The 26,010-nt window shown below is 40.2% G+C and carries 25 protein-coding genes; 17 read left to right on the forward strand and 8 right to left on the reverse strand.

Features of this window, described 5'->3' with window-relative positions; genetic code table 11:
* Positions 1–55 precede the first annotated feature (55 nt).
* From AC0N32_RS10155 to AC0N32_RS10170, 4 genes are all read right to left on the reverse strand, one after another.
* On the reverse strand, positions 56–2,320 hold the full coding sequence (locus AC0N32_RS10155; RefSeq protein ID WP_476393736.1) for a glycoside hydrolase family 3 C-terminal domain-containing protein: 2,265 nt from the start codon (positions 2,318–2,320) through the stop codon (positions 56–58).
* A 212-nt stretch (positions 2,321–2,532) separates the two neighbouring features.
* Entirely contained in the window at positions 2,533–3,342 is an 810-nt protein-coding gene (gene metQ, locus AC0N32_RS10160; protein WP_476393737.1) for a methionine ABC transporter substrate-binding lipoprotein MetQ, read from the reverse strand.
* Between the two features lie 165 nt (positions 3,343–3,507).
* Positions 3,508–4,164, reverse strand: coding sequence for a methionine ABC transporter permease MetI (gene metI, locus AC0N32_RS10165; RefSeq protein ID WP_476393738.1), 657 nt, complete (start codon positions 4,162–4,164; stop codon positions 3,508–3,510).
* Complete coding sequence (locus AC0N32_RS10170) at positions 4,157–5,185, reverse strand: methionine ABC transporter ATP-binding protein (protein WP_476393739.1); 1,029 nt, start codon at positions 5,183–5,185, stop codon at positions 4,157–4,159. Before AC0N32_RS10170 ends, metI begins: the two co-directional genes overlap by 8 nt.
* 451 nt (positions 5,186–5,636) lie before the next feature.
* Between AC0N32_RS10170 and AC0N32_RS10175 the strand changes: the two genes are divergently transcribed.
* From AC0N32_RS10175 to AC0N32_RS10215, 9 genes are all read left to right on the forward strand, one after another.
* On the forward strand, positions 5,637–6,566 hold the full coding sequence (locus AC0N32_RS10175) for a ring-cleaving dioxygenase (protein ID WP_476393740.1): 930 nt from the start codon (positions 5,637–5,639) through the stop codon (positions 6,564–6,566).
* Between the two features lie 169 nt (positions 6,567–6,735).
* On the forward strand, positions 6,736–7,032 hold the full coding sequence (locus AC0N32_RS10180; protein WP_476393741.1) for a GNAT family N-acetyltransferase: 297 nt from the start codon (positions 6,736–6,738) through the stop codon (positions 7,030–7,032).
* A gap of 36 nt (positions 7,033–7,068) precedes the next feature.
* The gene (locus AC0N32_RS10185; protein WP_476393742.1) at positions 7,069–8,022 is read left to right on the forward strand and encodes a VOC family protein; all 954 of its coding nucleotides are present in this window, start codon (positions 7,069–7,071) and stop codon (positions 8,020–8,022) included.
* 3 nt (positions 8,023–8,025) lie between these two features.
* Entirely contained in the window at positions 8,026–8,646 is a 621-nt protein-coding gene (locus AC0N32_RS10190; RefSeq protein ID WP_476393743.1) for an alpha/beta hydrolase, read from the forward strand.
* A gap of 48 nt (positions 8,647–8,694) precedes the next feature.
* Positions 8,695–9,042 (forward strand): cupin domain-containing protein, encoded by a 348-nt coding sequence (locus AC0N32_RS10195; RefSeq protein ID WP_476393744.1) that lies wholly within the window; start codon positions 8,695–8,697, stop codon positions 9,040–9,042.
* Between the two features lie 163 nt (positions 9,043–9,205).
* Positions 9,206–10,816 carry a Na+/H+ antiporter gene (locus AC0N32_RS10200; RefSeq protein ID WP_476393745.1) on the forward strand — a complete coding sequence of 537 codons (1,611 nt, stop codon included), beginning with the start codon at positions 9,206–9,208 and terminating at the stop codon, positions 10,814–10,816.
* 395 nt (positions 10,817–11,211) lie between these two features.
* Positions 11,212–11,523, forward strand: a complete 312-nt coding sequence (locus AC0N32_RS10205) for a hypothetical protein (protein ID WP_476393746.1) — start codon at positions 11,212–11,214, stop codon at positions 11,521–11,523.
* A gap of 10 nt (positions 11,524–11,533) precedes the next feature.
* Complete coding sequence (locus AC0N32_RS10210) at positions 11,534–12,118, forward strand: Crp/Fnr family transcriptional regulator (protein WP_476393747.1); 585 nt, start codon at positions 11,534–11,536, stop codon at positions 12,116–12,118.
* 292 nt (positions 12,119–12,410) lie between these two features.
* On the forward strand, positions 12,411–13,286 hold the full coding sequence (locus tag AC0N32_RS10215; RefSeq protein ID WP_476393748.1) for a pirin family protein: 876 nt from the start codon (positions 12,411–12,413) through the stop codon (positions 13,284–13,286).
* Between the two features lie 110 nt (positions 13,287–13,396).
* Here the strand turns inward: AC0N32_RS10215 and AC0N32_RS10220 are convergent, their stop codons facing one another.
* Entirely contained in the window at positions 13,397–13,819 is a 423-nt protein-coding gene (locus AC0N32_RS10220; protein ID WP_476393749.1) for a DUF1573 domain-containing protein, read from the reverse strand.
* A gap of 4 nt (positions 13,820–13,823) precedes the next feature.
* The gene (locus AC0N32_RS10225) at positions 13,824–14,705 is read right to left on the reverse strand and encodes a carboxypeptidase-like regulatory domain-containing protein (protein WP_476393750.1); all 882 of its coding nucleotides are present in this window, start codon (positions 14,703–14,705) and stop codon (positions 13,824–13,826) included.
* 1,177 nt (positions 14,706–15,882) lie between these two features.
* Between AC0N32_RS10225 and AC0N32_RS10230 the strand changes: the two genes are divergently transcribed.
* The 6 genes from AC0N32_RS10230 to AC0N32_RS10255 all read left to right on the forward strand — a co-directional run bounded on the left by AC0N32_RS10230 (position 15,883) and on the right by AC0N32_RS10255 (position 22,540).
* Positions 15,883–18,000, forward strand: a complete 2,118-nt coding sequence (locus AC0N32_RS10230) for a type IA DNA topoisomerase (RefSeq protein WP_476393751.1) — start codon at positions 15,883–15,885, stop codon at positions 17,998–18,000.
* A 148-nt stretch (positions 18,001–18,148) separates the two neighbouring features.
* On the forward strand, positions 18,149–18,928 hold the full coding sequence (locus tag AC0N32_RS10235) for an alpha/beta fold hydrolase (protein WP_476393752.1): 780 nt from the start codon (positions 18,149–18,151) through the stop codon (positions 18,926–18,928).
* A 53-nt stretch (positions 18,929–18,981) separates the two neighbouring features.
* Positions 18,982–19,404, forward strand: a complete 423-nt coding sequence (locus AC0N32_RS10240; RefSeq protein ID WP_476393753.1) for a PaaI family thioesterase — start codon at positions 18,982–18,984, stop codon at positions 19,402–19,404.
* Positions 19,405–19,475: 71 nt separating this feature from the next.
* Positions 19,476–19,820 (forward strand): phage holin family protein, encoded by a 345-nt coding sequence (locus AC0N32_RS10245; RefSeq protein WP_476393754.1) that lies wholly within the window; start codon positions 19,476–19,478, stop codon positions 19,818–19,820.
* Positions 19,821–19,972: 152 nt separating this feature from the next.
* Positions 19,973–21,967, forward strand: a complete 1,995-nt coding sequence (locus AC0N32_RS10250) for a S9 family peptidase (protein WP_476393755.1) — start codon at positions 19,973–19,975, stop codon at positions 21,965–21,967.
* 81 nt (positions 21,968–22,048) lie between these two features.
* Complete coding sequence (locus AC0N32_RS10255; RefSeq protein ID WP_476393756.1) at positions 22,049–22,540, forward strand: DNA-deoxyinosine glycosylase; 492 nt, start codon at positions 22,049–22,051, stop codon at positions 22,538–22,540.
* On the opposite strand, the gene AC0N32_RS10260 is transcribed toward AC0N32_RS10255, so the two are convergent.
* Both AC0N32_RS10260 and AC0N32_RS10265 read right to left on the reverse strand, forming a co-directional pair.
* Positions 22,541–23,614 (reverse strand): serine hydrolase domain-containing protein, encoded by a 1,074-nt coding sequence (locus AC0N32_RS10260; RefSeq protein ID WP_476393757.1) that lies wholly within the window; start codon positions 23,612–23,614, stop codon positions 22,541–22,543. It abuts the gene before it with no gap.
* A 52-nt stretch (positions 23,615–23,666) separates the two neighbouring features.
* Positions 23,667–24,359 (reverse strand): AIM24 family protein, encoded by a 693-nt coding sequence (locus tag AC0N32_RS10265; RefSeq protein WP_476393758.1) that lies wholly within the window; start codon positions 24,357–24,359, stop codon positions 23,667–23,669.
* 173 nt (positions 24,360–24,532) lie between these two features.
* Here AC0N32_RS10265 and queA point away from each other — a divergent pair, with 173 nt between their 5' ends.
* Complete coding sequence (gene queA / locus AC0N32_RS10270; protein ID WP_476393759.1) at positions 24,533–25,582, forward strand: tRNA preQ1(34) S-adenosylmethionine ribosyltransferase-isomerase QueA; 1,050 nt, start codon at positions 24,533–24,535, stop codon at positions 25,580–25,582.
* Positions 25,583–25,631: 49 nt separating this feature from the next.
* Positions 25,632–25,979 carry a four helix bundle protein gene (locus AC0N32_RS10275; RefSeq protein ID WP_476393760.1) on the forward strand — a complete coding sequence of 116 codons (348 nt, stop codon included), beginning with the start codon at positions 25,632–25,634 and terminating at the stop codon, positions 25,977–25,979.
* Positions 25,980–26,010: the final 31 nt, after the last annotated feature.

The following is a 26,010-nucleotide window of genomic DNA, read 5'->3' on the forward strand; positions in this document are numbered from 1 at the left end:
AAATGCCCGGAAAAGTCCCGGGCATTCACGTTTTAGAAAATATAAATAAGTAAAACTACTTGAGTGTAAATCTCACTTTGGTTTTAATGGCATCCGAAGAGTTTCCGATGAGCGCTTCAAAATCTCCGGGTTCTGCAACCCATTCATGCTTTTCGGCATCGAAGAAACTTAAAGCAGTTTTATCGATCGTAAAGGTTACTTCTTTTTCTTCACCCGGATTCAGGAATACTTTCTCAAAACCTTTCAGTTCTTTTGTTGGTCGCTGAACCGATGATTTCAGATCGCTGATGTACAACTGTGCAACTTCGGCTCCTGCTTTTTTACCTGTATTTTTAACGGTTACGGTAAAAGTGATTTTATCATCCTGGGACATCTCCTTTTTATCCGATTTTGCTTTTCCAAACTCAAAAGTAGTGTAGCTCAAACCGTGTCCAAAGCTGAATAAAGGTTTGATTTTTTTTGTGTCATGCCATCTGTAGCCTACCAGAATTCCTTCGTTATAGGTAATGTTGATAGGGTTTTTCTGGTCTTTACCTTTTCCGGCTGCCAATTCTTCTTTATTTCCCGGATATTCACCCATTTGGTGCGCGGCATTATCTTCCAGTTTTACCGGGAAAGTGAATGGCAGTTTTCCGGACGGGTTGGCGTCACCGGCTAAAATTGCTGCCAAAGAGTTTCCTGCCTCTGATCCAAGATACCAGGCTTGTACGATGGTAGGAACTTCCTTCACCCATGGCATAGCTACTGCATTCCCGGAAACAAGTACGACGGCAAGATTTTTATTGGCTTTAGCCAAAGCAGAGATCACCTGATCCTGGTTGTATGGCAGGCCGTAGCTTTTTCGGTCGTTTCCTTCACTGTCCTGGAAATCAGCTTTATTAAGACCTCCGACGAAAATCACGTAGTCTGAAGATTTTGCCAATGCTATGGCTTCATCAATCAGTGCTTCGGGAGAACGGTCTTCTTTAAGGTTCTGTCCGGATTTTACGCCGTTATATTCTCCACCGATATCTCCTACATAGCCCCTTGCATACTGTACATCAGCCTGTTTTCCGAATCTTGCTTTGATTCCGTCCAGAGGAAGGGTTTCATATTTTACCTTCAAAGAGGAAGAACCACCGCCTACTGTCATGATTTTAATGGCATTTTCCCCGATAACGGCTATCTTTTTGGCTTTGTTAATGTCGATCGGAAGTACATTTCCCTGATTTTTTAAGAGTACGATTCCTTCTTCCCCGATTTCCTTTGCTACTGCCTTATGCTCTTCAGAAGCAATATTTCCGAAGGGTTTGTTCCGGTTCATAGTGGTTTTGTAGGCAAGACGTAAAAGTCGCGTTACTTTGTCGTCAAGCTCTTTGGTTCCCACTTTTCCTTCTTTAATCAGTTTTAAATAAGGCTGAGCCAGGTAATAATTGTCATACGCATTGGAATGGCCGTCTGATAAACCATTGGTCCAGCTTCCGAACTCAAGATCCAACCCGTTATGAATAGCCTGTTCGGTATTATTTACCGCGCCCCAGTCTGAAACCACCACACCTTTGTAATTCCATTCCTTTTTCAGGATATCATTGAGAAGATACTGGTTTTGGCTGGCATACTGACCTTTATACATGTCGTAAGCTCCCATAATGGTCCAGGAATCTCCTTCTGTAACAGCCGCTTTGAAAGGCGGAAGATAAATTTCATACAATGTTCTGTCGTCAATTTTTACATTGCTGGTATGGCGGAACATTTCCTGATTATTTAATGCGTAATGTTTTACGGAAGTAGCCACGCCGTTGGATTGTACTCCTTTAATGTAAGGCACCACCATCTTTGACGTCAAAAAAGGATCTTCTCCCATATATTCGAAATTTCTTCCGTTGAGAGGGGTTCTGTAAATGTTGACACCTGGCCCGAGAAGAATATCTTTTTTTCGGTAACGGGCTTCTTCACCCAAAGCTTTCCCGTAATTCCATGACATATTTTTATTCCATGTGGCAGAAAGTGCGGTAAGGGCAGGGTAAGCAATGATCGAGTCATTGGTCCAGCCGGCCTGGTCCCATTCGTCCCATTTCACTTCAGAACGTACGCCGTGCGGGCCGTCAGTCGTCCAGAATTCAGGGATTCCCAGTCTCGGTACTCCCGGTGAGCTGAATTTGGATTGTGCATGCAGCATCGCAATCTTCTCCTCAAGGGTCATCCTCGATAAAGCATCCTGAATGCGCTGTTCTACAGGTTTGGATTCGTCTAAATAAACAGGAAGGGTCGTGGTATTCTGAGCCATATAAGAAACGGAAATAAGAGTAAATAAACTTACAATGGCGGTTTTCTTTAACATAAAAAGCCTTTTTTGATTAAAAACAAAAGTAGGAAAATATTTTATTATCTCAAATTGAGAAAATGTAATTTTTCAAAATTGGTTATTTCTCACCACTATTTCAGACAAACAAAAAGCATCACTCCTGGTATGGAATGATGCCCAAATATAATATAACAGAATCTATGTCAGCAAAGCTCTCGGCTGGTAGAGGTTAGGACAATTTAAACCAATCAGTTCCATCCTTTCACAGCGCCACCTTTGAAAATCTCGGCGGCTTTTTTTTCAACCTCATCCGATTCGTAGGATTTCACAAATTTTTTCACGTTTTCAGCATTTTTATTATCCTGGCGGGTAACAATAACGTTTACGTACGGAGAATCTTTATCTTCCTGGAAAACACCGTTTTTTTGTGCATCCAGTCCGGCCTGGGCCGCAAAATTGTTGTTAATGATGGCGATCACCACTTCATTATCATCCAATATCCGCGGTAATTGGGCCGCCTCAATTTCAAGGATTTTCAGCTGTTTCGGATTCCCGGTAATATCGGTTACTTTCGGAAGCAGGCCGACTCCTTTTCTTAGTTTCAGAAGTCCGTTTTTCTCAAGCAGCAACAGCGAACGGCCACCATTCGTAGGATCATTGGGAATCACGATCGTGTTGCCGTCCTTCAGCTGACTGATATTCCTGATCTTTTTTGAATAAGCCACAATAGGATACACAAAAGTATTGCCCACCACCGCCAGCCGGTAACCTCTCTGTTTCGATTGTTCCTGAAGGTAAGGCACATGCTGGAAAGCATTCGCATCGATGTCGCCATTGTTTAATGCTTCATTGGGGACCACATAATCATTGAAGGCTACCAGCTCTACATCAAGGTTATACTTCTCTTTGGCGACCTTTTTGGCTATTTCCGCAATCTCCTGTTCGGGGCCGAAAGTGATGCCCACCCTGATGAAGTTCGGATCGTTATTCCTTCCCGGACGGCACGAGAAGACCAATAATCCCGCCGCCAGTATGCTGAGCATTTTTATTTTTATCATTGTTAAATTCTTTTTTAATGGTAAAAAAGCGAAAATCGCGGAAAATTATTAATCTCAGGGTATTCCGGAAATTCGCCCTTTACCATTTGTGACAAAGGATTACCATGTCACCACACTATTTCACATTCACATTATTGTTTAAATTCTGCCCTTATTTGATGGCAATTAACGGTGATCAAACTTTTTAGACAGCCGGTCGCCGGAAAACTGGATAACAAATACAATCGCCACCAGCAAGGCAAGGACAAGATTCATGATGACGGCATTGTAGCCGATGTAGCCGTACTGATAGCCGATCTGTCCGAGTCCGCCTGCTCCTACGGCACCACCCATCGCAGAATATCCCACAAGCGTTATCAGCGTTATGCTGGCATTGTTGATCAATGAAGGAAGGGCTTCGGGAAGCAGAATTTTCCGGATGATCTGAAGCGGGCGGGCTCCCAATGCACGTGCCGTCTCTATCAGTCCGTAAGGAACTTCCAGAAGACTGTTTTCAACGAGTCTCGCAATAAAAGGCGCTGACCCGATGCTTAATGGAACCAAAGCGGCATTCACACCGATGGAGGTTCCGACGATGCTCCTCGTAAAAGGGATCATCCATACGATCAGGATAATGAAAGGGATTGACCGGAAGATATTCACTACTACAGATAAAATTCTGTTGTAAACTATATTTTCCAAAAGTTGTCCTTTTTTGGTCAGGAACAGCAGGATTCCCGTCGGCAATCCCAAAGTAAATCCGAAAAACCCGGAAACAAAAGTCATGTAAACCGTTTCCCACGCTCCCTTCAGCAAGAGGGCAATCTCTGTTTCACTAAGCATAACCTCTAACTCTGTTTTGAATTTTGTTTTGATTTAAATAATAAATGGCCTGCTGATTGGCTTCCTTACCGCCCTGCAGCTGGAGGAGGAGTTTACCGAAATTGGCATCTCCCAGATATTCTACATCAGCCTTCAGGAGCTTGTAGGGAATTTTATACCTTTCATATATAATGGAGAGAAGTTCTTCCACCGAAATATCTTCGTTTACTTCTATTTCTAAGAGAGGGAAAAGCCCGTCCTGAGGGTCTTTCTGTAATTTCTTGTTGAGTTCCTGAGGTATTGTCATAGCACCTGGGTTTAAAAATTGTTTGATGATGGGGTGATCTTTCTGTGAAACAAGGTCACGCAGACTTCCTTTTGCGATGAGTTTTCCTTTGTCGATCACGGCTACGTGGTTGCAGATGTTCCGGATGACTTCCATTTCGTGGGTGATGAGAAGGATCGTAATACCCAGCCTCTGATTGATATCCCGGAGAAGTTCCAGGATCGACAGGGTGGTAGCGGGATCCAGTGCGCTGGTCGCCTCGTCACAGAGCAGCAGATACGGATCATTGGCAAGAGCCCTTGCGATGGCGACCCTCTGTTTTTGTCCACCCGAAAGGCTCTTGGGGTAATCTTGAGCTTTATCTTCAAGACCTACTAATCGCAGGAGTTCGTTAACTTTCTCCGTTATTTTTGTTTTGCTTGAACCGTCCAGCTCGAGAGGTAAAGCAATATTTTCCGAAACTGTTCTTGAGGAAAGCAGATTGAAATGCTGGAAAATCATTCCTATTTTCTTTCTTTCCTTCGCCAGTTCGCCGGAACTTAGTTTTGTAAAATCTTTTCCGTTGATCGTGATGGTACCTTCATCAGGCCTTTCCAGGAGATTTACCGTTCTGATAAGGGTGCTTTTTCCTGCCCCCGAAAAGCCGATAATGCCGACAATATCACCTTTGCTGATCTCCAGGCTTACCTGATCCAGGGCCTTGAACGACTGCTTTTTCTGATGGAAAGTTTTTGAAATATTTTTGATTGCTATCATTTTTTCTTTAAATCTTCAATAAATAAAAAAGGCTTTACAATGTGGTAAAGCCTTTAAAATATGTCATATAAAGTAAGGTCAGTCACCACAGGGTCCTATTGCAGGCATACAGCAATACATCATTGTATTGATGGTATGATTGATTTTGGAAATAGGTTTCAGACTTCTGTTCATTTTATAATGTTGTTACGGTTGCAAATATAGAATATAAAAATTTATTAGTCCACTAAAAAAGTAGACTTTTTTACAAAATATTTTAAATTTGTAGGTAAGTGATTGATTTTTAAAATTTTGTTTTGATTTTTTTGATGAGTATTTAATGACTAATCCTGAAATTTTCCCTTTAAATGCCGGTATTTTCCTTTTTAAGGCTTAAAATGTTATTTATTAAACTAGTTAAATGCACCGCACTCATCAGCAACCTACCTTTGTCATATAAAAATTAAAGAAAATGGACAATAGAATTTTAGGTCTGCACCATATCACGGCGATAGCAGACAATGCAAAAAGAAATTTAGATTTTTACACTCAGGTATTGGGCGTAAGGCTGGTAAAAAAAACCGTCAACTTTGATGATCCGGGAACCTATCATTTTTATTTTGGAAATGAAGAAGGAACGCCGGGAACTATTTTGACATTCTTTCCATGGGAAGGAATAGGAAAAGGAACAAACGGAACAGGCCTTGCCACACACATCGGGTATTCCGTGCCGAAAGGAAGTCTTGATTTCTGGAAAAATAGACTGCAGCAATTTAATGTGCCTGTAGAAGAAAGTGAAATATTTGGCGAAAAGCTGATTTCATTCAGAGATCCGGATGGTCTTCAACTACAATTTATCGAAGATCCGGCAGACAACAGAAAAGTATGGACCACAGAAGATATCAAAGAAGAAAATGCGTTGAAAGGATTTCATAATGTAACCCTTACCCTGAAAAAAGCAGACCCTACGGTTAAAGTTCTGACCGATATTTTCGGGTATGAATTCAGTAAACAGGAAGGAGAGAGGTCCCGTTTTGCTACGAATGCCATAGAGACTGCCAACATCGTTGATATTATTGAAAATGATAAAATATTGGCGGGAAGAAATGCTGCGGGAACCAATCACCATGTGGCTTTCCGGGTGAAAGATGACAATGTTTTAATGGAATTCCGTGAAAAAGTACTTTCCGCAGGTTTTAATATTACTCCGAAAATCGACAGGGATTACTTTTATTCGCTGTATTTCCGTGAACCGGGCGGTGTTCTTTTCGAAATTGCAACTGATAATCCGGGATTTACCGTAGATGAACCTTTAAACGAATTGGGAACAAACCTTAAGCTGCCAAAACAACACGAAGGACTCCGCGAAAAGATTGAAGAAGTACTTCCGAAGTTATCATAGGTTATCGGCTATTTTTACAAAACACGGTAATTTGGCAGTAGGCAGTAGGCAGTAGGCAGTAGGCAGTAGGCAGTAGGCAGTAGGCAGTAGGCAGTAGGCAGTAAGCAGTAAGCAGTAAGCAGTAAGCTGTAAGCCATCAACTATCAACCATCAACCAAAAAACAACATTATGGAAACAACGAAAGTAATTTTAGGAAACGTAAGAGGAGAAATACAGCTTTTTTCAGACGATAATAAAGCCGGAAAAATGGATATTTCAGTAATGGGAAACAAATTAACCGTTTACCACACCGAAGTCAGCGAAGAATACGCAGGGAAAGGCTTCGCCAAAATACTCTTGGACAAATTGGTTTCCTATGACAGGGAAAATGAACTTAAAATCGTACCGTTGTGTCCGTATGTTCACGCCCAGTTCAAAAGAAACCCGGAATTGTACATCGACGTCTGGTTTAAAGAAGAAAACTAAACAATTTTTAACCTCAACCTCAATCAACCTCAAACTATGGCACTCATCACAGGACTTCATCACGTTACAGCCATCACCGGCGACGCACAGGAAAACATAGACTTTTACACCGGAGTTTTAGGGCTCCGGCTCGTAAAAACTACCGTAAATTTCGACTATTCCGACGTATATCATTTTTACTTCGGCGACGAATTCGGAACACCCGGAACCATCATGACCACATTTCCCTACGGAAAGGGGCTGGTAAACGGCAGGCACGGAAAAGGAATGCTCAATACAACCGCATTTTCCGTCTCAATGGAGGCACTGGACTACTGGATGACCCGCCTGAATCAGTTTAATATCCCTTTCAAACATCCGCAGCAGAGGTTTTCCGGGGAGGTTTTCATTTATCTGGAAGATTTTGACGGCCTTGGCCTCGAACTGGTTTTTAATGATAAAGATTCCCGCAAAGGATACGATAATCATTTTATCCCTAAAGATTTTGCGATTAAAGGAATTCATCATGTCGAAATATGGCTGGATGCGTACGAAAGAACCGCGGCGCTTCTTACCACGCAGATGGATCATCAGGTTATTGCCGAAAGTTCAGGCAGATTCAGGTTTGCGGTTGAAGATGCTCCCGGAAAATATGTAGATCTCCTGTGTACTCCGAATGCCCTGAAAGGCCTTGCCGGAAGAGGAACCGTACATCATGTTGCTTTTGCCACGCCCGACGCACAAACTCAACTTGAAATGATCGAAAAGCTCAACAGATTCGGATTGCAGCATACCGAAGTGAAAGACCGGAAATATTTTACTTCCGTCTACTTTAAAGAACCCGGCGGTGTTTTGTTTGAGATTGCCACGTCAGGACCGGGCTTTGATGTCGATGAAGAACTGGCCTCCTTAGGCGAACACCTTAATCTTCCTGAACAGTTTGAAGATAAAAGAGAACATCTCATAGAAGTTCTCCCGAAATTTACTTATCCAACAGAAAAATACAGATAAATCATGAGTCATATTTTAGATATAAAAACAGCCGGAAAATCATTGAATGAAGCCGAAAAAGCCTTAATCATGATACACGGAAGAGGCGGAAGTGGCCAGGATATTTTAAGTTTATCACAATATTTAAATGTCAAAGACTACGCACTTCTTGCTCCCCAGGCTACCAATGGAAGCTGGTATCCGCTTTCCTTCATGGCCCCGGTTGAACAAAATGAGCCCTGGCTCTCTTCAGCCATTGAAAACATAGGCAAAACCGTTGAAAAAGCTGTGGCTGAAGGCATTAAACCTGAAAGTATTTACTTCTTCGGATTCTCACAGGGTGCCTGTCTTACGCTTGAGTTTTTAGCAAGAAATGCACAAAAGTTCGGGGGTGCTGCAGCCATCATCGGTGGGGTAATCGGAGAAAAGATCAACCGCGAAAACTATAAGGGAGATTTTGCCCAAACGCCTGTGTTCCTCGGAACCAGCAATCCCGATTTCCATGTGCCGGTAGAAAGGGTATATGCAACCGCCAATATTTTTCGCGAAATGAATGCTGATGTTAGTGAAAAAGTTTACCAGAATTTCGGACATTCCATTAATCAGGAAGAAATAGAGCTGGCCAATTCACTGGTTTTTGTTTAAATATCAATGAAACTATTATTCTCTTTTTTATTTTAAATTGAAATGATCATGAAAATCACAAGGATATTTAGTGACGAAACCGGCGAATCTCATTTTGAAGATCTTGAAATTCCTTTAGTGGATCAGGGCGAAATAGGATTTTTATCCGAAGATTTAGAGGTTAAAAAATTACAGTTCAGAAAAGTTTCCGCAGATTATGACTACGATTTTCATCATGCTCCACAGAGACAGTACATCGTTCTTTTGGATGGAGGTGTGGAAATAGAAACATCCCTCGGTGAAATCCGCCAGTTCCGGACCGGTGAAATTCTTCTGGTAGAAGATACGACCGGAAAAGGCCATAAAACCAAAAACCTGGAAAAGCGAGAAAGAACCTCATTATTCATACATTTGTAATAAAAGGACCGCAAGATAATAGACGGATAGAAGATAGATATTGTAGTCGCTTATTTTACATTAATGATCTATTTTCTATTCGTCTGTCATCTATTTATTTCTTGTTTAATTGCATCGAATTTTCGATTTCAATACAAAAGAAAATTATAAAAATAAAAAAACCATGCACGAACAACTGCTTCTTATACTAGGTCTCCTCCTCATCGTCATGCTTCTCGTGATGCTGGCACAAAGAATCAGGATTGCTTACCCCATATTTCTGGTGCTGGCCGGATTAGGGATCAGCCTTATCCCGGGAGTTCCTGTTCTAAAACTAGATCCGGATATCATATTCCTTATTTTCCTGCCACCGCTGTTGTATGAGGCCGCATGGTATACTTCATGGAACGATTTCTGGAAATGGAAAAGAACCATCGGGCTACTCGCTTTCGGGCTCGTATTTCTTACATCATTGGTCGTGGCATTCGCATCGCAGGCGCTTATTCCCGGTTTTACGCTGGCCATGGGATTTTTGCTGGGCGGAATTGTCTCCCCTCCGGATGCCGTAGCCGCAACCACAGTCTTAAAAGGATTAAAAGTTCCCAAACGTACCGTCGCAATCCTGGAAGGAGAAAGCCTGATCAACGATGCTTCATCGTTGATTGTCTTTAGGTTTGCCCTGGCGGCAGTGATGACGGGTGTTTTTTCCATGCAGGAGGCAACCGGACAGTTTTTCCTCGTTGCCGGAATGGGTGTGATTATCGGGATTGCCGGGGCTCATGTTTTCTATGCCATCCATCGGTTTTTGCCGACTACACCGGCGATCGATGCGGCACTTACAGTCATCACCCCATACATCCTGTTCCTTTCAGCGGAGCATTTTCACTATTCCGGGGTAATGGCCGTTGTGAGCGGTGGGCTGTTTATGTCGTTCCGTTCCCATGAAATATTTAAAACAGGAACGACGAGGGTTAATATGCTCGGCGTCTGGAATACCCTGATCTTTGTGATGAATGCCCTTGTATTCGTACTGATCGGCCTCGAGCTTCCCGACATCATCAGTGGCTTGGGAGAAACTTCGGTCATGGAAGGAATTCGGTATGGACTCATCATCAGTGCTATTGTCATTGTGGTAAGAATGCTCTGGATTTATCCCGTAGCCCATATTCCGAGATGGCTCAGCAAAAATGTGCGCAAAGATCCCACCCCGGGCTGGAAAAATCCCCTGATCATCGGCTGGGCAGGAATGCGGGGTGTGGTTTCCCTCGCTACGGCACTGTCTATTCCCGTCATGATGAATGACCAGTCGGAGTTTCCCATGCGGAATTTAATTATTTTCATAACCTTTGTTGTGATCTTTGTAACGCTTGTCTTTCAGGGACTTACCCTTCCTTTGATCATTAAGCTCATTAAAATTGGTGAGATCGATCATATTCAGCCCTCGCACGAACAGCAGGCAGGAATTCAGATTAGGCTCGACAAACTTGCGCTCGAAAGGCTTCATGAAAAATATCAGCCCGTCATAAATGCCAACAGCCTCGTGGAAAACTTTAAGAGCACCATTGAAAACGACATTAAGCTTCATAAGAATCATTTGAGCTCCATTGAGATGTGTACCAACAGGCGCAACGACCTCAACGAATACCACCAGATCATGCTGGATATCTTCGCCCTGCAGAGAAAAGAACTCTTCAAAATGAAAAGAGAAAAACAATACAGCGACGAAGAGATCCGGAAAGCCGAATCCCAATTGGATCTCAACGAACTAAAAATAACAGGAAGTAAACATCTATAAGTAAAATCGGAAGTTAAAGTTGAAGCTTAGATAAAGGTTAAGATTAAAAGATCCTATAATTTCAGCCAGACGATATCTTAGAAGATCTCTGCGCGCTCTTATAAGTGAAACGGCTTTGCGAAACCTAAAAACAGTTAGTAGTAAAAAAATCTCCGTGCCCTCCGCGTTCAAAAACCAACGTAAAACTCAAAGCTCTTATAAGTGAAACGGCTTTGCGAACCTTAAAGCACAATGCATAAAAAGAAAATCTTAGTGCCCTCTGTGTTCAGACAGCAGCCACCAAGTAAACCTTAGCGGTCTCTTATAAGTGAAACGCCTTTGTGAAACTTAAAAACAGTTAGTAGTCAAAAAATCTCCGCGCCCTCTGCGTTCAAACAACATAAAACCCAAATAAAATGAACACCCTACATTTCTTAGTCATTGGAAAAAATCAGGAAATCCTCGATACCCTAAAAAGAATCATCGAAAACAATGACGGCTGGACCGCCGAAATTACCACCGATGAAGACGCCTGCCAGGATTACATCCGCAGCAAATCCGTAGATATTGTGCTTTTGAGCTCAGGCCTGGAAGAAAAATTCGAAAAAGAGATCAAAGACTTTTGTGAAAACCTGGATAAAGAAGTTAAGGTTATCGATCACTATGGCGGAGGAAGTGGACTGTTAAAGAACGAAGTTTACACACTTTTTCCTAATTTGCAGCCGTAAACTGCAAACTATGTCCGAAAATATCATCCAAAACGTCACACGATTTATAAAACTCGATCCGGAAGAAGAAAATTTTTTTACCGATTTGCTTACTTTCCAGACCTTTCCCAAAAAGACCGTTTTATTGCGGGAAGGGGAGATCTGCCAGTTTGAAGGCTACATCCGGAAAGGCTGTGTGAGGGTTTATTATCTCGACGACAATGGCTTTGAAGTCACCATTCTGTTCGCTATTGAAGACTGGTGGATCAGTGATATTGCGTCTTTTCAGGATCAGAAGCCATCCAATCTGTATATGGAGACGCTTGAAGATTCCGAGATCTACATGCTCAATCCTTCCAGCAAAGAAAAATTGCTCACTGAAATTCCGAAATTTGAAAGAGTATTCAGAATCCTTGTGCAGCGAAACCTTTCCACGCTTCAGAACCGGCTGGTGAATACCATCTCCAAAAGTGCTTCAGACCGCTATCTTGAATTCATTAAGGTATATCCTTCCATCCCGCAGCGGGTTGCACAATATTACATTGCTTCCTACCTCGGGGTCTCCAAGGAATTCGTCAGCACCATCCGAAAACGCCTCGCCTCCAAAGAAAAATAACCCCATTCTATATTTATTGTTACCATAAAAAATAACACCCACAAAAATTCCACTCCTGTGGAGGGGTGGCAAAAATTCAAATAATTTTTGACGGGGTGATTCAAAAAACTCTAGAAATCTTGTTCATTTTTAGTCTTTAGCTCCAGGTCTTAAATTTTTGTTTCTTTTGTTTCACTGCGGCGAATCTTCGATGTTAAGACAAAAGAAAATAGATTTATTAAACTAGTTAAATGCACACCAATTCCAATCATCCTAAATTTGCCTTATCAAAACAAATAAACAAACAACAGATATGGACAGAAAAGATTTTTTAAAGAAAGGATTATTGGGCACAGGCATGTTCGTGGCATCGGCTTCTATGGGAAATACCATGAAAAACGAAATCGATGAGATTGAGCCGCTCGAACCACTGGGCTACAACCATCTTCCCAATCCCGAATCGAAAATTAAAGACAACTCAGTGATCCATAAAGCCGATTCCAGGGGGAAAGCAGACCATGGCTGGCTCGTAAGCAATCATACTTTCAGCTTTGCCAACTATCACAATACTGAAAGAATGCACTTTGGGGTGCTGCGGGTTTTAAATGATGATACAGTGGAGGCGGGCAGAGGTTTCGGAACCCATCCCCATGACAATATGGAAATCATCAGTATTCCGCTGGAAGGTGACCTCGAACACAAAGACAGCATGGGAAATACTGCGGTGATCAGAAGCGGTGACATCCAGGTGATGAGTGCCGGAACAGGAATCATGCACAGTGAATTCAACAAAAACGATGATCAGCGGGTAAAATTCCTGCAGATCTGGGTGTACCCGAACAAAAGAAATGTTACCCCGAGATACGATCAGATAACATTAGACAAAACGAAAAGCAAAAATAAGTTCCAGCAGATCCTTTCCCCCAATCCCGATGACGAAGGTGTCTGGATCCATCAGGAGGCATGGTTTCATTTGGGAAACTTTGAAAACAATACCGAAACCGATTATCAGGTTAAGAAAAAAGGAAACGGGGTCTACGCCTTCATCATTCAAGGAAGCGCGGAAATCGAAGGCCAGCCGCTAGCAGAAAGAGACGGCTTCGGGGTGTGGAATGTTGAAAATCTTCAGATCAAAGCCACATCAGATCATACGGAAATCCTTTTAATGGATGTTCCCATGACGATGTAAATAAAATTAAAATTCATGAACCAGTTTCATAATTATTGTTGGTAAGCTCTCTTTTTTAAGGGAGCTTTTGGATTGATAACACTAAAAAGATTTTAAAAAGGATTGTGAATTTACTTAACATCTGTTACCAAACCTTTCAGTTTTAATTGGGTAACGCCATTATTAAAATTACCTTTGACTAAAATGGAAGCGCTGTTTTTTCCTAATAATGTCTTTTTGGGTATAAAACGTGCTTTTATTTCTGTCTGTTGATGAGGTAATACTTTTCCTTTTTTATATTCGATGACAGTACAATTGCAATTGGGTAACACTTTATTAATGAGAAGAGGTTCCTGTCCGATATTTTTTATCACAAATGCATAATCAACAGTATCTAAATAAGTAATTTGGCCAAAATCATATTCTTTAACCGGGATTTCCGCTTTTCCCTTAAGATCAATATAATAAAATTTTTCTCTCCTATGAGTTATTAGCGCTATAATAAAAATCGATGTAATAAGTAATAAACCAATAATTATATATTTTCTTTTCATGTTTTTATTCTTTTGAGGGTAATAATACTTCCACACCGATCATCGGATTAACGTATCCTGTTTTGCCTCCGGTTGAACCATTTCTCCATCCGGTATCATGATAATTAGACCAGGTTATAGATTTGTTTTTTATACTGGAAGTATATCGGAACATAGGTCCGAATTTTGCATATTTTTCGACTCTGCCTACCGTATTTATTAATTCAACACCAACACAAATACCATTTTTAGGAAATTTAATATTGTATTCTTCTACATCTATCCATAATCTGTATTTGTGGTTCTTAGGATTTACATATATGTTTTTGCTGTAAAGTTCTTTACCCGGGACATTGTTTTTTTCATCATATTCATAAAACTTGATATTAAACATTGCTATATAATCAGCATTATCTCTTCTCTTCAAATCAATATAAGTTCTTTTAACCTTGCCTGCAGTTTGCGTAGGATTTTCAATATAAAGGCAGGTTTCATATCCTATTAATGAGGTCATTCCTATATTACCTTCCTTACTTTCACCGAATATTTTCTTTTGAGTATAATTTATCTTTTTTTGAGAGATAGTAACCTCTTCAATATTTACTACTTTGGTATCAAGAGATACTTTTAAATTTACAATGTTTTGATTTTTGTATGTTGTTAACGGGAAAAATTTTGCTTTATATCCAACAGAAGATATCTTTAACGTATCATATATGTTGTTTTTTACATCCAGTTCAAACTGTCCTTTTTCATCCGAATAGATGCCTCTACCATTCATTAAAACAATATTTGCATAGGGTAATGGTGATTTGGTTAAAGAATCGGTTATGGAGCCTTTTATAATTTGAGCATTCGATAGACTTAAGGTAAGCAGGAAAAAGTCGTATAGAAGAAATTTTTTCATAATTTAAATGTATTAAAAAATACCACCAAGTGATATCCTTGGTGGTTTCTTTTCTTGTATTAAATTGGAGCACTTACTCCTTCAGTACAAGATATTACTTCGTAAGTAAACCATTCAAACAATCCAAATAATGCCGAATGATAAATCTGTTTTTCTATACAACCATTGTCCCATACGTAGGCCCATTCTAATCTCTTTGCTCAAACATTTGGAGAATAGAATAATGCACCGGCAAAAATTGCAGCTAAAGCTGCGTTTTTAAATTTTTTCATAATAATTAAAAGTTTTTAATCTTTCCTACTTATTTTGCTAAGACTTCTATTTAGAAGCTTTTAGCTTTCCTTCCGGAGGCGGGTTTTCGGATTAATCCTGCCTTATGTATATTGCGCAATATCATTACACGGACTATTTTCTATAAATGGAAATTATTCTTAATTATTCAAATTTAAAATTATTTTTTCAGCAAACAATGGTTTGTTTTAGTTATTGTATTATGTTAATAATTTGTTTTATTTAGTTTTATTTTTAAATTAAAATACATAATGTATATAAAATGATAATTTTTTAAATATATTCATTTAGTGTACAATTTTAATTTATAAATGGTTATTATGATGTATATAATCATTTTCAGAAAATGATGTATTCAATCAAAAAATGCCAATAATGAAAAAAATAACTGTAAAATATATTTTCACAATTTCAATCATAAATAAGTAATTCCAAGTATGATTTTAGTAACTGCGAAAATAAAACGAGCAACTCTAAATAATTTTCTTTCAACTCCAGATATAAAACAGGCAATTTTACAAATGATATGAAGAACTTCGGCGATACTTGTAGCAACTGCGAGTATACTTTTAGCAACTCTGGATATGATTGTTGAAACTGCGGTTGTAATATGAGCAACTGCAAAGAATATTCTTGCTCCTGCGATTATAATTTTAATGCTTGTGAGTTACTTTCTTACGACCCAAAATAAGATTCTTGTGATGCAATTTGTATTTAGAACGAGGTAAACTGTATTTCTTTCATGGTAAAATCCGGATATGGCTTACAATCTATCACCCACACGCTCAAGGATCAACCGACAACTGTCCACCATCAGCCATCAACAAATTAGCAGAATCCAAAAAAAATCCCGATTTTTGTCCCTCTTCAAAATCCCCGAACATTCATGAAACTTTGTATTGCCGAAAAGCCAAGTGTTGCCAGAGATATCGCCAAAGTATTGGGTGCCACCACTCCCAAACAGGGGTATATGGAAGGAAACGGTTATTGTGTGACATGGACGTTCGGACATCTCTGCACCCTCAAGGAACCCCACGACTACGGACCGCAGTACAAATCCTGGAACCTTTTTCTGCTGCCCATCATTCCCCAGAATTTCGGAATTAAATTAATTCCCAACAAAGGCGTCGAAAATCAGTTTAAAGTCATTGAAAGATTGGTCGCCGAATGTGATGAGGTCATCAACTGCGGGGATGCTGGGCAGGAGGGAGAACTTATCCAGCGATGGGTATTGCAGAAAGCGAAATGCAATAAACCTGTTCAGCGCCTCTGGATCTCGTCCCTTACCGAAGAGGCCATTAAAGAAGGTTTCGCCAGCCTGAAACCTGCGGAAGATTACAAAAATCTTTACCTCGCAGGCAATGCCAGAGCTGTGGGCGACTGGCTTTTAGGAATTAATGCAACAAGACTTTTCACCAAAAAGTTCGGAGGAAATAAAGCTGTTCTCTCTATTGGAAGGGTGCAGACGCCAACATTGGCAATGCTTGTCCAACGTCAGAAAGAGATCGAGGCCTTTACCGTAGAAGAATACTGGGAATTGAAAACCAGGTACCGGGATGTGATCTTCAATGCGGCGATCGACCGTTTAAAAACATTAGACCGCGCCGAAAAAGGACTTGAATATTTAAAAGAAAACATTTTTGAGATCGTCTCTTTCGAAATAAAGGAAGGCAGGGAAAAAAATCCGAGACTGTTTGATCTTACCGGTCTCCAGGTGGAAGCCAACAGGAAGTATGGCTATTCCGCAGAAAGCACTCTCAACTATATTCAGAGCCTTTACGAGAAAAAGCATGTTACCTATCCGCGTGTCGATACCACGTATTTATCAGAAAGCTTATATCAGAAAATAGAAGGCATTCTCAGGAAAATGACGTTCTACCAGGAGCTTATTTCTCCTTTACTGGAAGGTCCGATTCCGAAGTCTAAAGCGGTTTTTGATGATACCAAAGTAACCGATCACCACGCGATCATTCCTACGGAAGTCCCGCCTTCCCAGAATCTGAGCCGCGAAGAAAAACTGATCTACGACCTGATTGCAAAACGTTTCATTTCCGTTTTCTATCCCGAATGTAAAATTTCCAATACCCTCGTGGAAGGTAAAGTAGGCACCATTCCTTTTAAAACCAGCGGAAAGCAGATCCTTGAACCCGGCTGGAGGGCCGTTTATGCCAAAGAACCGAAAGATGAGGCCGACAAAGAAAAAGATAAGGAGGAAGAACAAACCATCCCCGAATTCAAAGTAGGAGAAACCGGTCCGCACGATCCGATGATTCACCAGGGAAAAACATCGCCTCCAAAGCCATATACCGAAGCTACACTTCTCCGCGCCATGGAAACCGCCGGAAAACAGGTGGAAGACGAAGAGCTTCGTGAATTGCTTAAAAACAACGGAATCGGAAGACCGTCTACCCGTGCCAATATCATCGAAACCCTTTTCAAAAGAAAATACATCGAAAAGAAAAGGAAAAACCTCATCGCCACCCAAACCGGCATTCAGCTGATCGATACCATTGAAGACGAACTTCTGAAAAGTCCCGAACTAACCGGTGAATGGGAGCTCAAACTCCGGAAAATTGAAAAAGGGGAATATGAAGCCAATCATTTTAAGGAAGAATTGATCCGGATGGTGACGGAACTTACCGAAAAAGTAGTCTACGGAAAAGGAAAAGTCATTAGCCTCGAAGAAGAAAAAATGGTGAAGGAAAAGAAAAAACGTGAACCCGCACCAAAAAAAGAATTGCAGTCCTGGGAAGAAACCCAATGTCCGAAATGCAAAGAACATCACCTGATGAAAGGAAAAACAGCGGTCGGATGTTCAGATTTCAAAAACTGTGGATTTAAAGTCTCCTTCGAAATTTTTGGTAAAAAACTTTCCGACAAACAATTAATGGACCTTGTTGTTAAAGGAAAAACTTCAAAACTGAAAGGTTTCAGTTCACATCCGGAGAACATCGCAGAGGGCGTTTTATCCATGGATGAAAATTTTGCGGTCGTTCTTATTTAATTTTATTCAGACCCATCTATAAAATCATTTAGAATTTAAATAAAAGAATCTGCCCGATCAGCATAATCTGCGTGAGATATAACAGCATAGAATCTCTTGTGATACGGGTAAATTTCCTACCTTTAATCTCAGCTAAAATTTTCACGACATGAAAAAAATTACAGGACTGTTCCTCTTTTTAATATACATCACAGGCTTTGCCCAAAATAATAATTTCGGAAAAAATCCCGCCGCCGGAAAGATCCTTCATCTTCAGGACGCTGATATTTATTACGAAGTCTACGGAACAGGAAAACCACTCTTTCTGCTTCACGGAAACGGCGGAAGTATTGACGCTTTTGCAAGGGAAATTCCCGAGCTTTCAAAACATTTTATGGTAATCGCCATGGATTCCCGCGGTCAGGGGCAAAGTACAGATACCTCTGCCGAACCTTTAACCTACCGTAAGTTTGCAGATGACGTAAAAATGCTGGCGGATAAACTTAAATTAAAGAAAATCAATATTCTCGGATGGAGCGACGGCGGAAATACTGCGCTTGAGTTTGCCATTAAATATCCGCAACGCGTTAAAAAAATAATGACCAGCGGAGCCAATGTTTTTCCTGAAGGCGTCGGCGAAAATGAAGTAACCTCCATGAAGAATGAAGTCGCCGAAAAAAGAGCGCAACAAAAACCCGAAAGCGAAATCCGGCTTATCCAGCTGATGATCGACGAGCCGAAAATCACCAAAGAGCAGCTGAACAACATCAAAGCAAAAGTGCTTGTCGCAGCAGGAGAAAATGACCTCATTCTCCGTTCCCATACCGAATACATTGCCGCTGAGATTCCAAAATCAACACTGAAAATTTATAAGGGTGCATCCCACGGCGTTCCTGTTGAAAGAGCAGACGAACTCAGCAGAGATGTGATTGAATTCATCAATAAATAGTGATGGCATATTCTTTTCACTTCAGAAATTTACTTTATAACGAAAACAGACCTATGACCCCGCAAAAAAAGCAACTGATCACCGACAGTTTCCACCGTTCGGAAACTTTGAAATTTTACAAAGCCGAACTTGTGGAAGTGGAAACCGATTTTATCTCGATGAAAATTCCTAAAATGGATCTTATGACCAGAAAAGCCGGGATGTTCAATGGCGCCATGATCGCGTCCCTCGTAGATGTTTCTTCAGGATATGCTGCCGTAAGCCATTATGAGGAAGATTGCTACGTCGTTACTGTCGAGTTAAAAGTAAATTATTTAAGACCGGCTGTCGGTGAAGCTCTTGTTTCAAAATCTTATGTGGTAAAAGGCGGGGCGAAGATCAGCGTCATCCGTACCGAAATTTATACGGTTGACGAAAATCATGAAAATGAAAGCCATGTAGCCACTTCGCTCGTAACCATGATGAAAATAAAATAAACTTTTTAAGCAATTTATGCTATATTTATGTGACAGATTTCAGATAAATCAATAAACTAAAAAATGAAATTATGAACTTAATTATTCGTCTTCTGGTAACCGCCATTGTGGCATATCTACTTACGATGATCCTGCCGGGCGTTCATTTTTCAGGGTTTGGAGGAGCTATTATCTTTTCTATTGTCCTTGGGATTTTAAACCTGATCGTAAAACCGATACTTAATCTTTTAGGATTGCCTTTAACGATTATTACCCTGGGATTATTTGCCCTTGTCATCAATGCAGTCATCATCCTGATCGCAGATTATTTTATCGACAGTATGGTTGTAGACGGCTTCTGGTGGGCACTGATCTTCAGCATTCTTCTTTCTGTCATTACTTCGCTGGCTAATTCGATGTTCTCCGACAAGGATTAAATCAAATACATAATAAAGGTTGTTAAGGGTGAATTTCGGTTCACTCTTTTTATTTAAATGATACATCAAATCTTAAAAATAAGTAACTTTGGGACCTTTGAATTAAACAGGATTATGAATTTTAAAGCATAATCAAAAAAAGAAATCAATATATGAAACTTAAGTACAGTCTGCTGGCTTTGGCAGCGCCGCTCTTAATGAATGCACAAAAAGTAATGACGCCCGAAATCCTCTGGACTTTAAAGAAAGTTGGAGTACAGGCCGTTTCACCCGATCAGTCTTCCCTTATCTATAAAGTAGGACAGGTAGATCTTAAAACAGAAAAAACCAAAAACGAGAACTATTTTCTCAATGTCATCAATAACCAGTCTGCGAAAGTAGATTTAGGTAAAAAAGCATTGGTCCAATGGGATAAAAACGGAATATATGCCCAGGAAGGCGATAAGATTTTCTTGTCTAAAGATCATGCAAAAACCTGGACGGAATTCTACACGATTGGTGAAGCTGATAACGTCGTAATATCTCCCGATGGAAAAAAAATAGCCTTCAGCAAGCAGGTTTTAGTGGAAAAAGTAATGGGAAAAGATAAATATTCCGATACTCCGAAAACTACAGCACAGGTATACACCGACCTGAATCACAGACACTGGGATTATTTTAATGAAGGAAAGTACAACCATGTTTTTGTGGTAAATGTTTCTGATAAAGCTGAAACGGCTAAAGATCTTCTCGAAGGCAAAATGTGGGATTCTCCCCAACGGCCTTTCGGAGGTGCTGAAGATTTTATCTGGAGCCCGGATTCTACTCAGCTTTTATACGTAACCAAACCTAAAAGCGGAAAAGAATATTCAACAAGCACCAATACCGATATCTTCGCTTACGATCTGGCTACAGGGGCTACTAAGAACTTAACGGAATCCAACAAAGGATATGATGTAAATCCGAAATTCAGTCCGGACGGAAAATCCCTGATCTGGCAGAGCATGGCAAGAGACGGATACGAAGCCGATAAAAATGACGTAAAAATCCTTGACTGGAAGTCCGGTAAAACGACAAACCTTACCGCCGGCTGGGACGAAAGTGTTTCCGGTGATGTTTTCTGGGGCGCAGATTCAAAAGTGATTTATTTCACGGCAGCTTTTAAAGGGACCAAGCAGCTGTTTTCTTTAGATCCTAAAAATGCTAAAGTTCAGCAGATCACGAAAGGTGATTTTGATGTCAATGAAATTTTTGCTGACCAGAAAAAATCGCTTTTGGTAGGAAGAACAGATATCAACCACGCCACAGAGCTGTTTTCTGTCAATATCAAAAACGGGGAAATGCAGCAGGTGACCGATGTAAATAAAGAAGTTTACGCAAGCCTGAGCCAGGGGAAATCTGAGCTTAAAATGGTAAAAACTACTGATGGTAAAGAAATGGGAGTCTGGTTCCATTATCCGCCAAACTTCGATCCTAATAAAAAATATCCGACTTTGGTCTACTGCCAGGGCGGACCGCAATCTGCGTTAACCCAATTCTTCAGCACAAGATGGAATTTTGCTTTAATGGCAGCAAACGGCTACATCGTCGTGGCACCAAACAGAAGAGGAATGCCTGGCTGGGGAACGAAGTGGAACGAAGAAATCTCTAAAGACTGGGGCGGACAGCCCATGAGAGACTATCTTGCCGCAACCGACTATGCCAAAACTTTATCTTATGTTGATGGTGACCGCGTAGCGGCAGTCGGTGCGAGTTATGGTGGATACAGCGTATTTATGCTTGCCGGAATTCATGAAAACCGATTCAAAACGTTTATCGCGCACGACGGACTTTTTGATATGAAATCCTGGTATCTGACGACAGAAGAACTCTGGTTTGCGAATTGGGACCTTGGTTCGCCATGGGAAAAACCTCTTCCGAAGGCATATACGGAATTCAATCCAAGCAATTTTGTTGACAAATGGAACAAACCGATCATGATCGTACAGGGCGGAATCGATTACCGCGTTCCTTACGAACAGGGACAGGAAGCATTCCAGGCTGCTCAGCTAAGAGGTTTGAAATCGAAACTGGTGTATTTTCCTAATGAAAACCACTGGGTGCTTCACCCGCAGAACGGTTTGGTTTGGCAGAGAGAATTTTTCGACTGGCTAAAGGAAACTTTATAAAATATCAATGGGAGCGGGCTTTAGCCCGCTTTTTGTTTTCGGAATCAGGAACGGCTTCAGCCAAAATCTATTATTCAGATTATGCAAGACAGAATTTTTTCTTTCCCTCCTATTATCGACAATGATTCTAAAATTTTAATTTTGGGCTCTATTCCCGGAGTGAAATCTTTGGAAAAACAACAATATTACGCTCATCCTCAAAACAAATTCTGGAAAATTATCTTTGAACTGTTCAATGAAGAGTTTACAGACAACTATCAGGAAAAAATCAATATGTTAAAGAAAAATCATATTGCGCTTTGGGATGTCATCGACTCCTGCGAAAGAAAAGGAAGTCTCGATTCGGAAATTAAGAATGAAGAAGCCAATCAGATCGAAGAACTGCTGGAAAGTTATCCGAATATCCAGGCAATATTCTGCAATGGCGGGAAGTCTTTTAAAAATCTACAGAAAATCTTAGGGAAAAATTTTAGAATTCCCATCTTCTTATTACCTTCTACAAGCCCTCTTCATACCGTTTCTTTTGAAAAAAAGCTGGAAGAGTGGAAGGAAATCTTAAGCTTTACAGGATAATTATTGCCCATAGTAAGCAGAAATTAGTCTTTCCCTCATTTTATTCAGATATTTGATATCTTTTGTATTCGATAAAATAATTAAGGTAAGATTTTTTTCAGGCAAATGTACCCAATTGGCGCTGTGTCCGTATCCCTCACCCTGACGCTCTACAAATAAAGTGTTTACATTTCCAAAGCTTTTAGGATAAACCCAGAATCCAAGTGCGGTGTCTTCAAGTTTTTTATCAGCAGTAAGCATCACGTCTAACGTTGATTTTTTCAGCAAAATATTTTTAAAAATAGCCTGGTCAAAAATCAGTAGATCTTTGGGAGTAGAATACATGGCGCCCGCAGAATAAAAATTGTCGATGTACGAATTGGTAGGGGTATGAAGCGCAAAAGCATCAGATTCGTCCGCGGTATAGCCGTCATCAATATTTTTAACTATATCATTGTGATGAAGCATTCCTGTATTTTGCATTTTAAGAGGAATTAAAATTTGTTCCTTTAATACTTCTTCAAAAGATTTTTTATAAATTTTTTCGATGATTTTCCCCAATAGAATGTAGTCCCCATTGTTATAGCTAAACTTTCTTCCCGGCTGATTAACCAGTTTTTCGGATAAATAAGTCGTGATGAAATCATCCAGATCCCAAATTGTATTATCATAAGCCTGATGAATAAATTCCGGGGTACTGATGTCTTTATTTTCCCTTCCGCTACTGTAAGTCAATAGATTTCTGATCGTAGCTTTTTGTGCTGCCTCACCTTTATATTCAGGATAATAAGTGGAAATTGTTGCGTCTAAATCCAGTTTCCCTCTTTCATACAATTGCATGATAAGAACGGCGGTAAAGGTTTTCGTAAGGGAGAAAATATGGAATTTGGTATTGTCGGAAAAACTAATATTATAATGCCTGTCAGAAAGTCCTTTATAAGTAAGTAATTCTGTTCTTCCGTTTTGAGCCAGTAATACAGCACCGTTGAAATTGTCTTTCTTTACAGAGGAATCAATCATTTCTTCCGCTTTTTTTATTTGAGAATGACAAAAAGTAAAAGTTAAGACCAATACACCGGTAAGAATATATTTCATGTGCTGATATTTTAAGGTGAAATTTACAGAATTACTTACATACTTGGATTAATTATTTATCAATTCTATAAACTTCCTCATACGGCTGAATCAATACCCATCCGCTTCCGGAAAATTTCATCTGGAATTCCTCACCGCTTCCTCTTCCGATCAGGCTTTTAAATGAGACGTTTGTTTTTAAATCCGGGGTCAGATTTCCTGACCAGGCCACAGTGGCGTTCGGATCTGTAAAGACCGGTGCATCAGGGGTAACCATTAAAGTCAGCGGTTCACCATGAGTGGTGATGGCAATATGCCCTGTCCCGGACAATCGCACCTGAAAAAGTCCGCCCGACATAACGCCGGCAATGCTCTTCAGCATCGTGATATCGCTTTTTATGCTTTGCTCATGCGCCAGTACATCATTACCGTTTACACAGACTGCTTCATTGTTCAGATAAAGAATACGGACTTTTTTTCCTTCGTCTGCCACGTAAAGTTTTCCGGTTCCTTCGGCTTTCATGAGTCTTGCTCCTTCTCCGCTGATTGCTTTTTTCAAAAGGTTTCCCAAACCGCCGGCAAGCATTCCCTGCCGCTCAAAATTGATGCTTCCGATATAACCTACCATGCTTCCGGTTTTGGTCCATACCGACTGGTTGTTCAGGTTGATCTCCAGAAGTGCAGGTTTTTCCAGTTCGAAATAATCCCTCTGTTCCGGTTTTTCTTTTGTTTCGTTGACAAAAGATTCAATTGAATATTTGCTCATAGGTGTAAAATTTAAAACGCAAAATACAATTTTAGTGTTTAATATTCGCCGTAAAACCACGGTTTTTTGCCTGATTGTAAATAATACTTGACAAAGGGGTGTCTAATGTCGTATATTTGCAGTCCGAAAATTACACCTTGTAATTTGATAATTTTTAAACCGTAATTTAAAAAATGAAAACATCAGATTTTAATTTTGATCTACCTGCAGAATTATTAGCAGAACATCCATCCGAACACAGAGACGAAGCAAGATTAATGGTCTTGGACAGAAAAACCGAAACCATCGAGCACAAACTTTTCAAGGATGTTGTGGATTATTTTGACGAAGGAGATCTTTTTATCTTCAACAATACCAAAGTATTCCCGGCCCGTCTTTACGGAAATAAAGAAAAAACCGGTGCTAAAATCGAAGTTTTCCTGTTGAGAGAGCTTGACAAGGAAACCCGTGTCTGGGACGTTTTGGTAGATCCTGCAAGAAAAATCAGAATCGGAAATAAATTATTCTTCACGGAGGATGAATCTCTCGTGGCTGAGGTCATCGACAATACCACTTCAAGAGGAAGAACGTTAAGATTCTTATTCGATGGTTCGTATGAAGAATTCAGAGCAAAACTGAAGGAGCTTGGAGAAACTCCGCTTCCTAAATATATCAAAAGAGACGTTGAACCGGAAGATGCCGAAAGATACCAGACCATCTACGCAAAAGTGGAAGGTGCCGTTGCAGCTCCTACTGCCGGTCTTCACTTTTCAAGACATCTGATGAAAAGACTTGAAATCAAAGGGATCGACTTTGCTGAAGTGACGCTGCACGTTGGTTTAGGGACATTCAACCCGATTGAGGTGGAAGATCTTTCTAAACATAAAATGGAGTCTGAGGAAATTTTCATCGATGAAAAAAATGCCCAGATCATCAATAATGCGGTAGATGCTCATAAAAGAGTCTGTGCCGTGGGTACAACAACGATGAGAACGCTTGAAACTTCAGTCTCTTCAAACAAGAAAATCTCTGCATTCCACGGGTGGACGAATAAATTTATCTATCCTCCTCACGAATTTGGTGTTGCCAACTGTATGATCACCAACTTCCACACTCCGAAATCAACATTAATCATGATGATCGCCGCGTTTGCAGGAAGAGATTTCATCATGCATGCTTACGAAGAAGCCGTAAAAGAGAAGTATAAATTCTACTCATACGGTGATGCCATGCTAATTTTATAATAATAAGTAAAAAGAGCCAAGTTAAAGGTAAAAAGTTAAAGAACACAATATGAAACAAAATGATTTACTTACAAGAACTTTTTTGTTTGGAGTGAATTGTCTTAAGTTTTTAAGAACACTGCCAAATGATCCTGAAAGTAAATTAATTAGGTTTCAACTTGGAAAATCAGCCACTTCTATAGGGGCAAATTATGAAGAATCACAAGCAGGATCTTCGAAAGCTGATTTTAAAAATAAGGTAAAAATTGCCTTAATAGAAGCTCGGGAAAGCAATTTCTGGCTTCGGATTTTAAAAAATTTAGACGGTTATAATTCAGAAGAATTTCAATTATTATTAAATGAAAGTGCTGAATTAAAAAATATTTTAGCAGCAATAGTTAACAACACAAAGTTGTAAAACTTTTGAATTTTTACTTTTAACTTGGCTC

Source organism: Chryseobacterium endophyticum (assembly GCF_056333165.1).

What these genes read in the sequence shown, in the direction of transcription:
- AC0N32_RS10155 (WP_476393736.1), bottom strand. Translation starts at nt 2,320, where the DNA reads ATGTTAAAGAAAACCGCCATTGTAAGTTTATTTACTCTTATTTCCGTT.
- metQ (WP_476393737.1), bottom strand. Translation starts at nt 3,342, where the DNA reads ATGATAAAAATAAAAATGCTCAGCATACTGGCGGCGGGATTATTGGTC.
- metI (WP_476393738.1), bottom strand. Translation starts at nt 4,164, where the DNA reads ATGCTTAGTGAAACAGAGATTGCCCTCTTGCTGAAGGGAGCGTGGGAA.
- AC0N32_RS10170 (WP_476393739.1), bottom strand. Translation starts at nt 5,185, where the DNA reads ATGATAGCAATCAAAAATATTTCAAAAACTTTCCATCAGAAAAAGCAG.
- AC0N32_RS10175 (WP_476393740.1), top strand. Translation starts at nt 5,637, where the DNA reads ATGGACAATAGAATTTTAGGTCTGCACCATATCACGGCGATAGCAGAC.
- AC0N32_RS10180 (WP_476393741.1), top strand. Translation starts at nt 6,736, where the DNA reads ATGGAAACAACGAAAGTAATTTTAGGAAACGTAAGAGGAGAAATACAG.
- AC0N32_RS10185 (WP_476393742.1), top strand. Translation starts at nt 7,069, where the DNA reads ATGGCACTCATCACAGGACTTCATCACGTTACAGCCATCACCGGCGAC.
- AC0N32_RS10190 (WP_476393743.1), top strand. Translation starts at nt 8,026, where the DNA reads ATGAGTCATATTTTAGATATAAAAACAGCCGGAAAATCATTGAATGAA.
- AC0N32_RS10195 (WP_476393744.1), top strand. Translation starts at nt 8,695, where the DNA reads ATGAAAATCACAAGGATATTTAGTGACGAAACCGGCGAATCTCATTTT.
- AC0N32_RS10200 (WP_476393745.1), top strand. Translation starts at nt 9,206, where the DNA reads ATGCACGAACAACTGCTTCTTATACTAGGTCTCCTCCTCATCGTCATG.
- AC0N32_RS10205 (WP_476393746.1), top strand. Translation starts at nt 11,212, where the DNA reads ATGAACACCCTACATTTCTTAGTCATTGGAAAAAATCAGGAAATCCTC.
- AC0N32_RS10210 (WP_476393747.1), top strand. Translation starts at nt 11,534, where the DNA reads ATGTCCGAAAATATCATCCAAAACGTCACACGATTTATAAAACTCGAT.
- AC0N32_RS10215 (WP_476393748.1), top strand. Translation starts at nt 12,411, where the DNA reads ATGGACAGAAAAGATTTTTTAAAGAAAGGATTATTGGGCACAGGCATG.
- AC0N32_RS10220 (WP_476393749.1), bottom strand. Translation starts at nt 13,819, where the DNA reads ATGAAAAGAAAATATATAATTATTGGTTTATTACTTATTACATCGATT.
- AC0N32_RS10225 (WP_476393750.1), bottom strand. Translation starts at nt 14,705, where the DNA reads ATGAAAAAATTTCTTCTATACGACTTTTTCCTGCTTACCTTAAGTCTA.
- AC0N32_RS10230 (WP_476393751.1), top strand. Translation starts at nt 15,883, where the DNA reads ATGAAACTTTGTATTGCCGAAAAGCCAAGTGTTGCCAGAGATATCGCC.
- AC0N32_RS10235 (WP_476393752.1), top strand. Translation starts at nt 18,149, where the DNA reads ATGAAAAAAATTACAGGACTGTTCCTCTTTTTAATATACATCACAGGC.
- AC0N32_RS10240 (WP_476393753.1), top strand. Translation starts at nt 18,982, where the DNA reads ATGACCCCGCAAAAAAAGCAACTGATCACCGACAGTTTCCACCGTTCG.
- AC0N32_RS10245 (WP_476393754.1), top strand. Translation starts at nt 19,476, where the DNA reads ATGAACTTAATTATTCGTCTTCTGGTAACCGCCATTGTGGCATATCTA.
- AC0N32_RS10250 (WP_476393755.1), top strand. Translation starts at nt 19,973, where the DNA reads ATGAAACTTAAGTACAGTCTGCTGGCTTTGGCAGCGCCGCTCTTAATG.
- AC0N32_RS10255 (WP_476393756.1), top strand. Translation starts at nt 22,049, where the DNA reads ATGCAAGACAGAATTTTTTCTTTCCCTCCTATTATCGACAATGATTCT.
- AC0N32_RS10260 (WP_476393757.1), bottom strand. Translation starts at nt 23,614, where the DNA reads ATGAAATATATTCTTACCGGTGTATTGGTCTTAACTTTTACTTTTTGT.
- AC0N32_RS10265 (WP_476393758.1), bottom strand. Translation starts at nt 24,359, where the DNA reads ATGAGCAAATATTCAATTGAATCTTTTGTCAACGAAACAAAAGAAAAA.
- queA (WP_476393759.1), top strand. Translation starts at nt 24,533, where the DNA reads ATGAAAACATCAGATTTTAATTTTGATCTACCTGCAGAATTATTAGCA.
- AC0N32_RS10275 (WP_476393760.1), top strand. Translation starts at nt 25,632, where the DNA reads ATGAAACAAAATGATTTACTTACAAGAACTTTTTTGTTTGGAGTGAAT.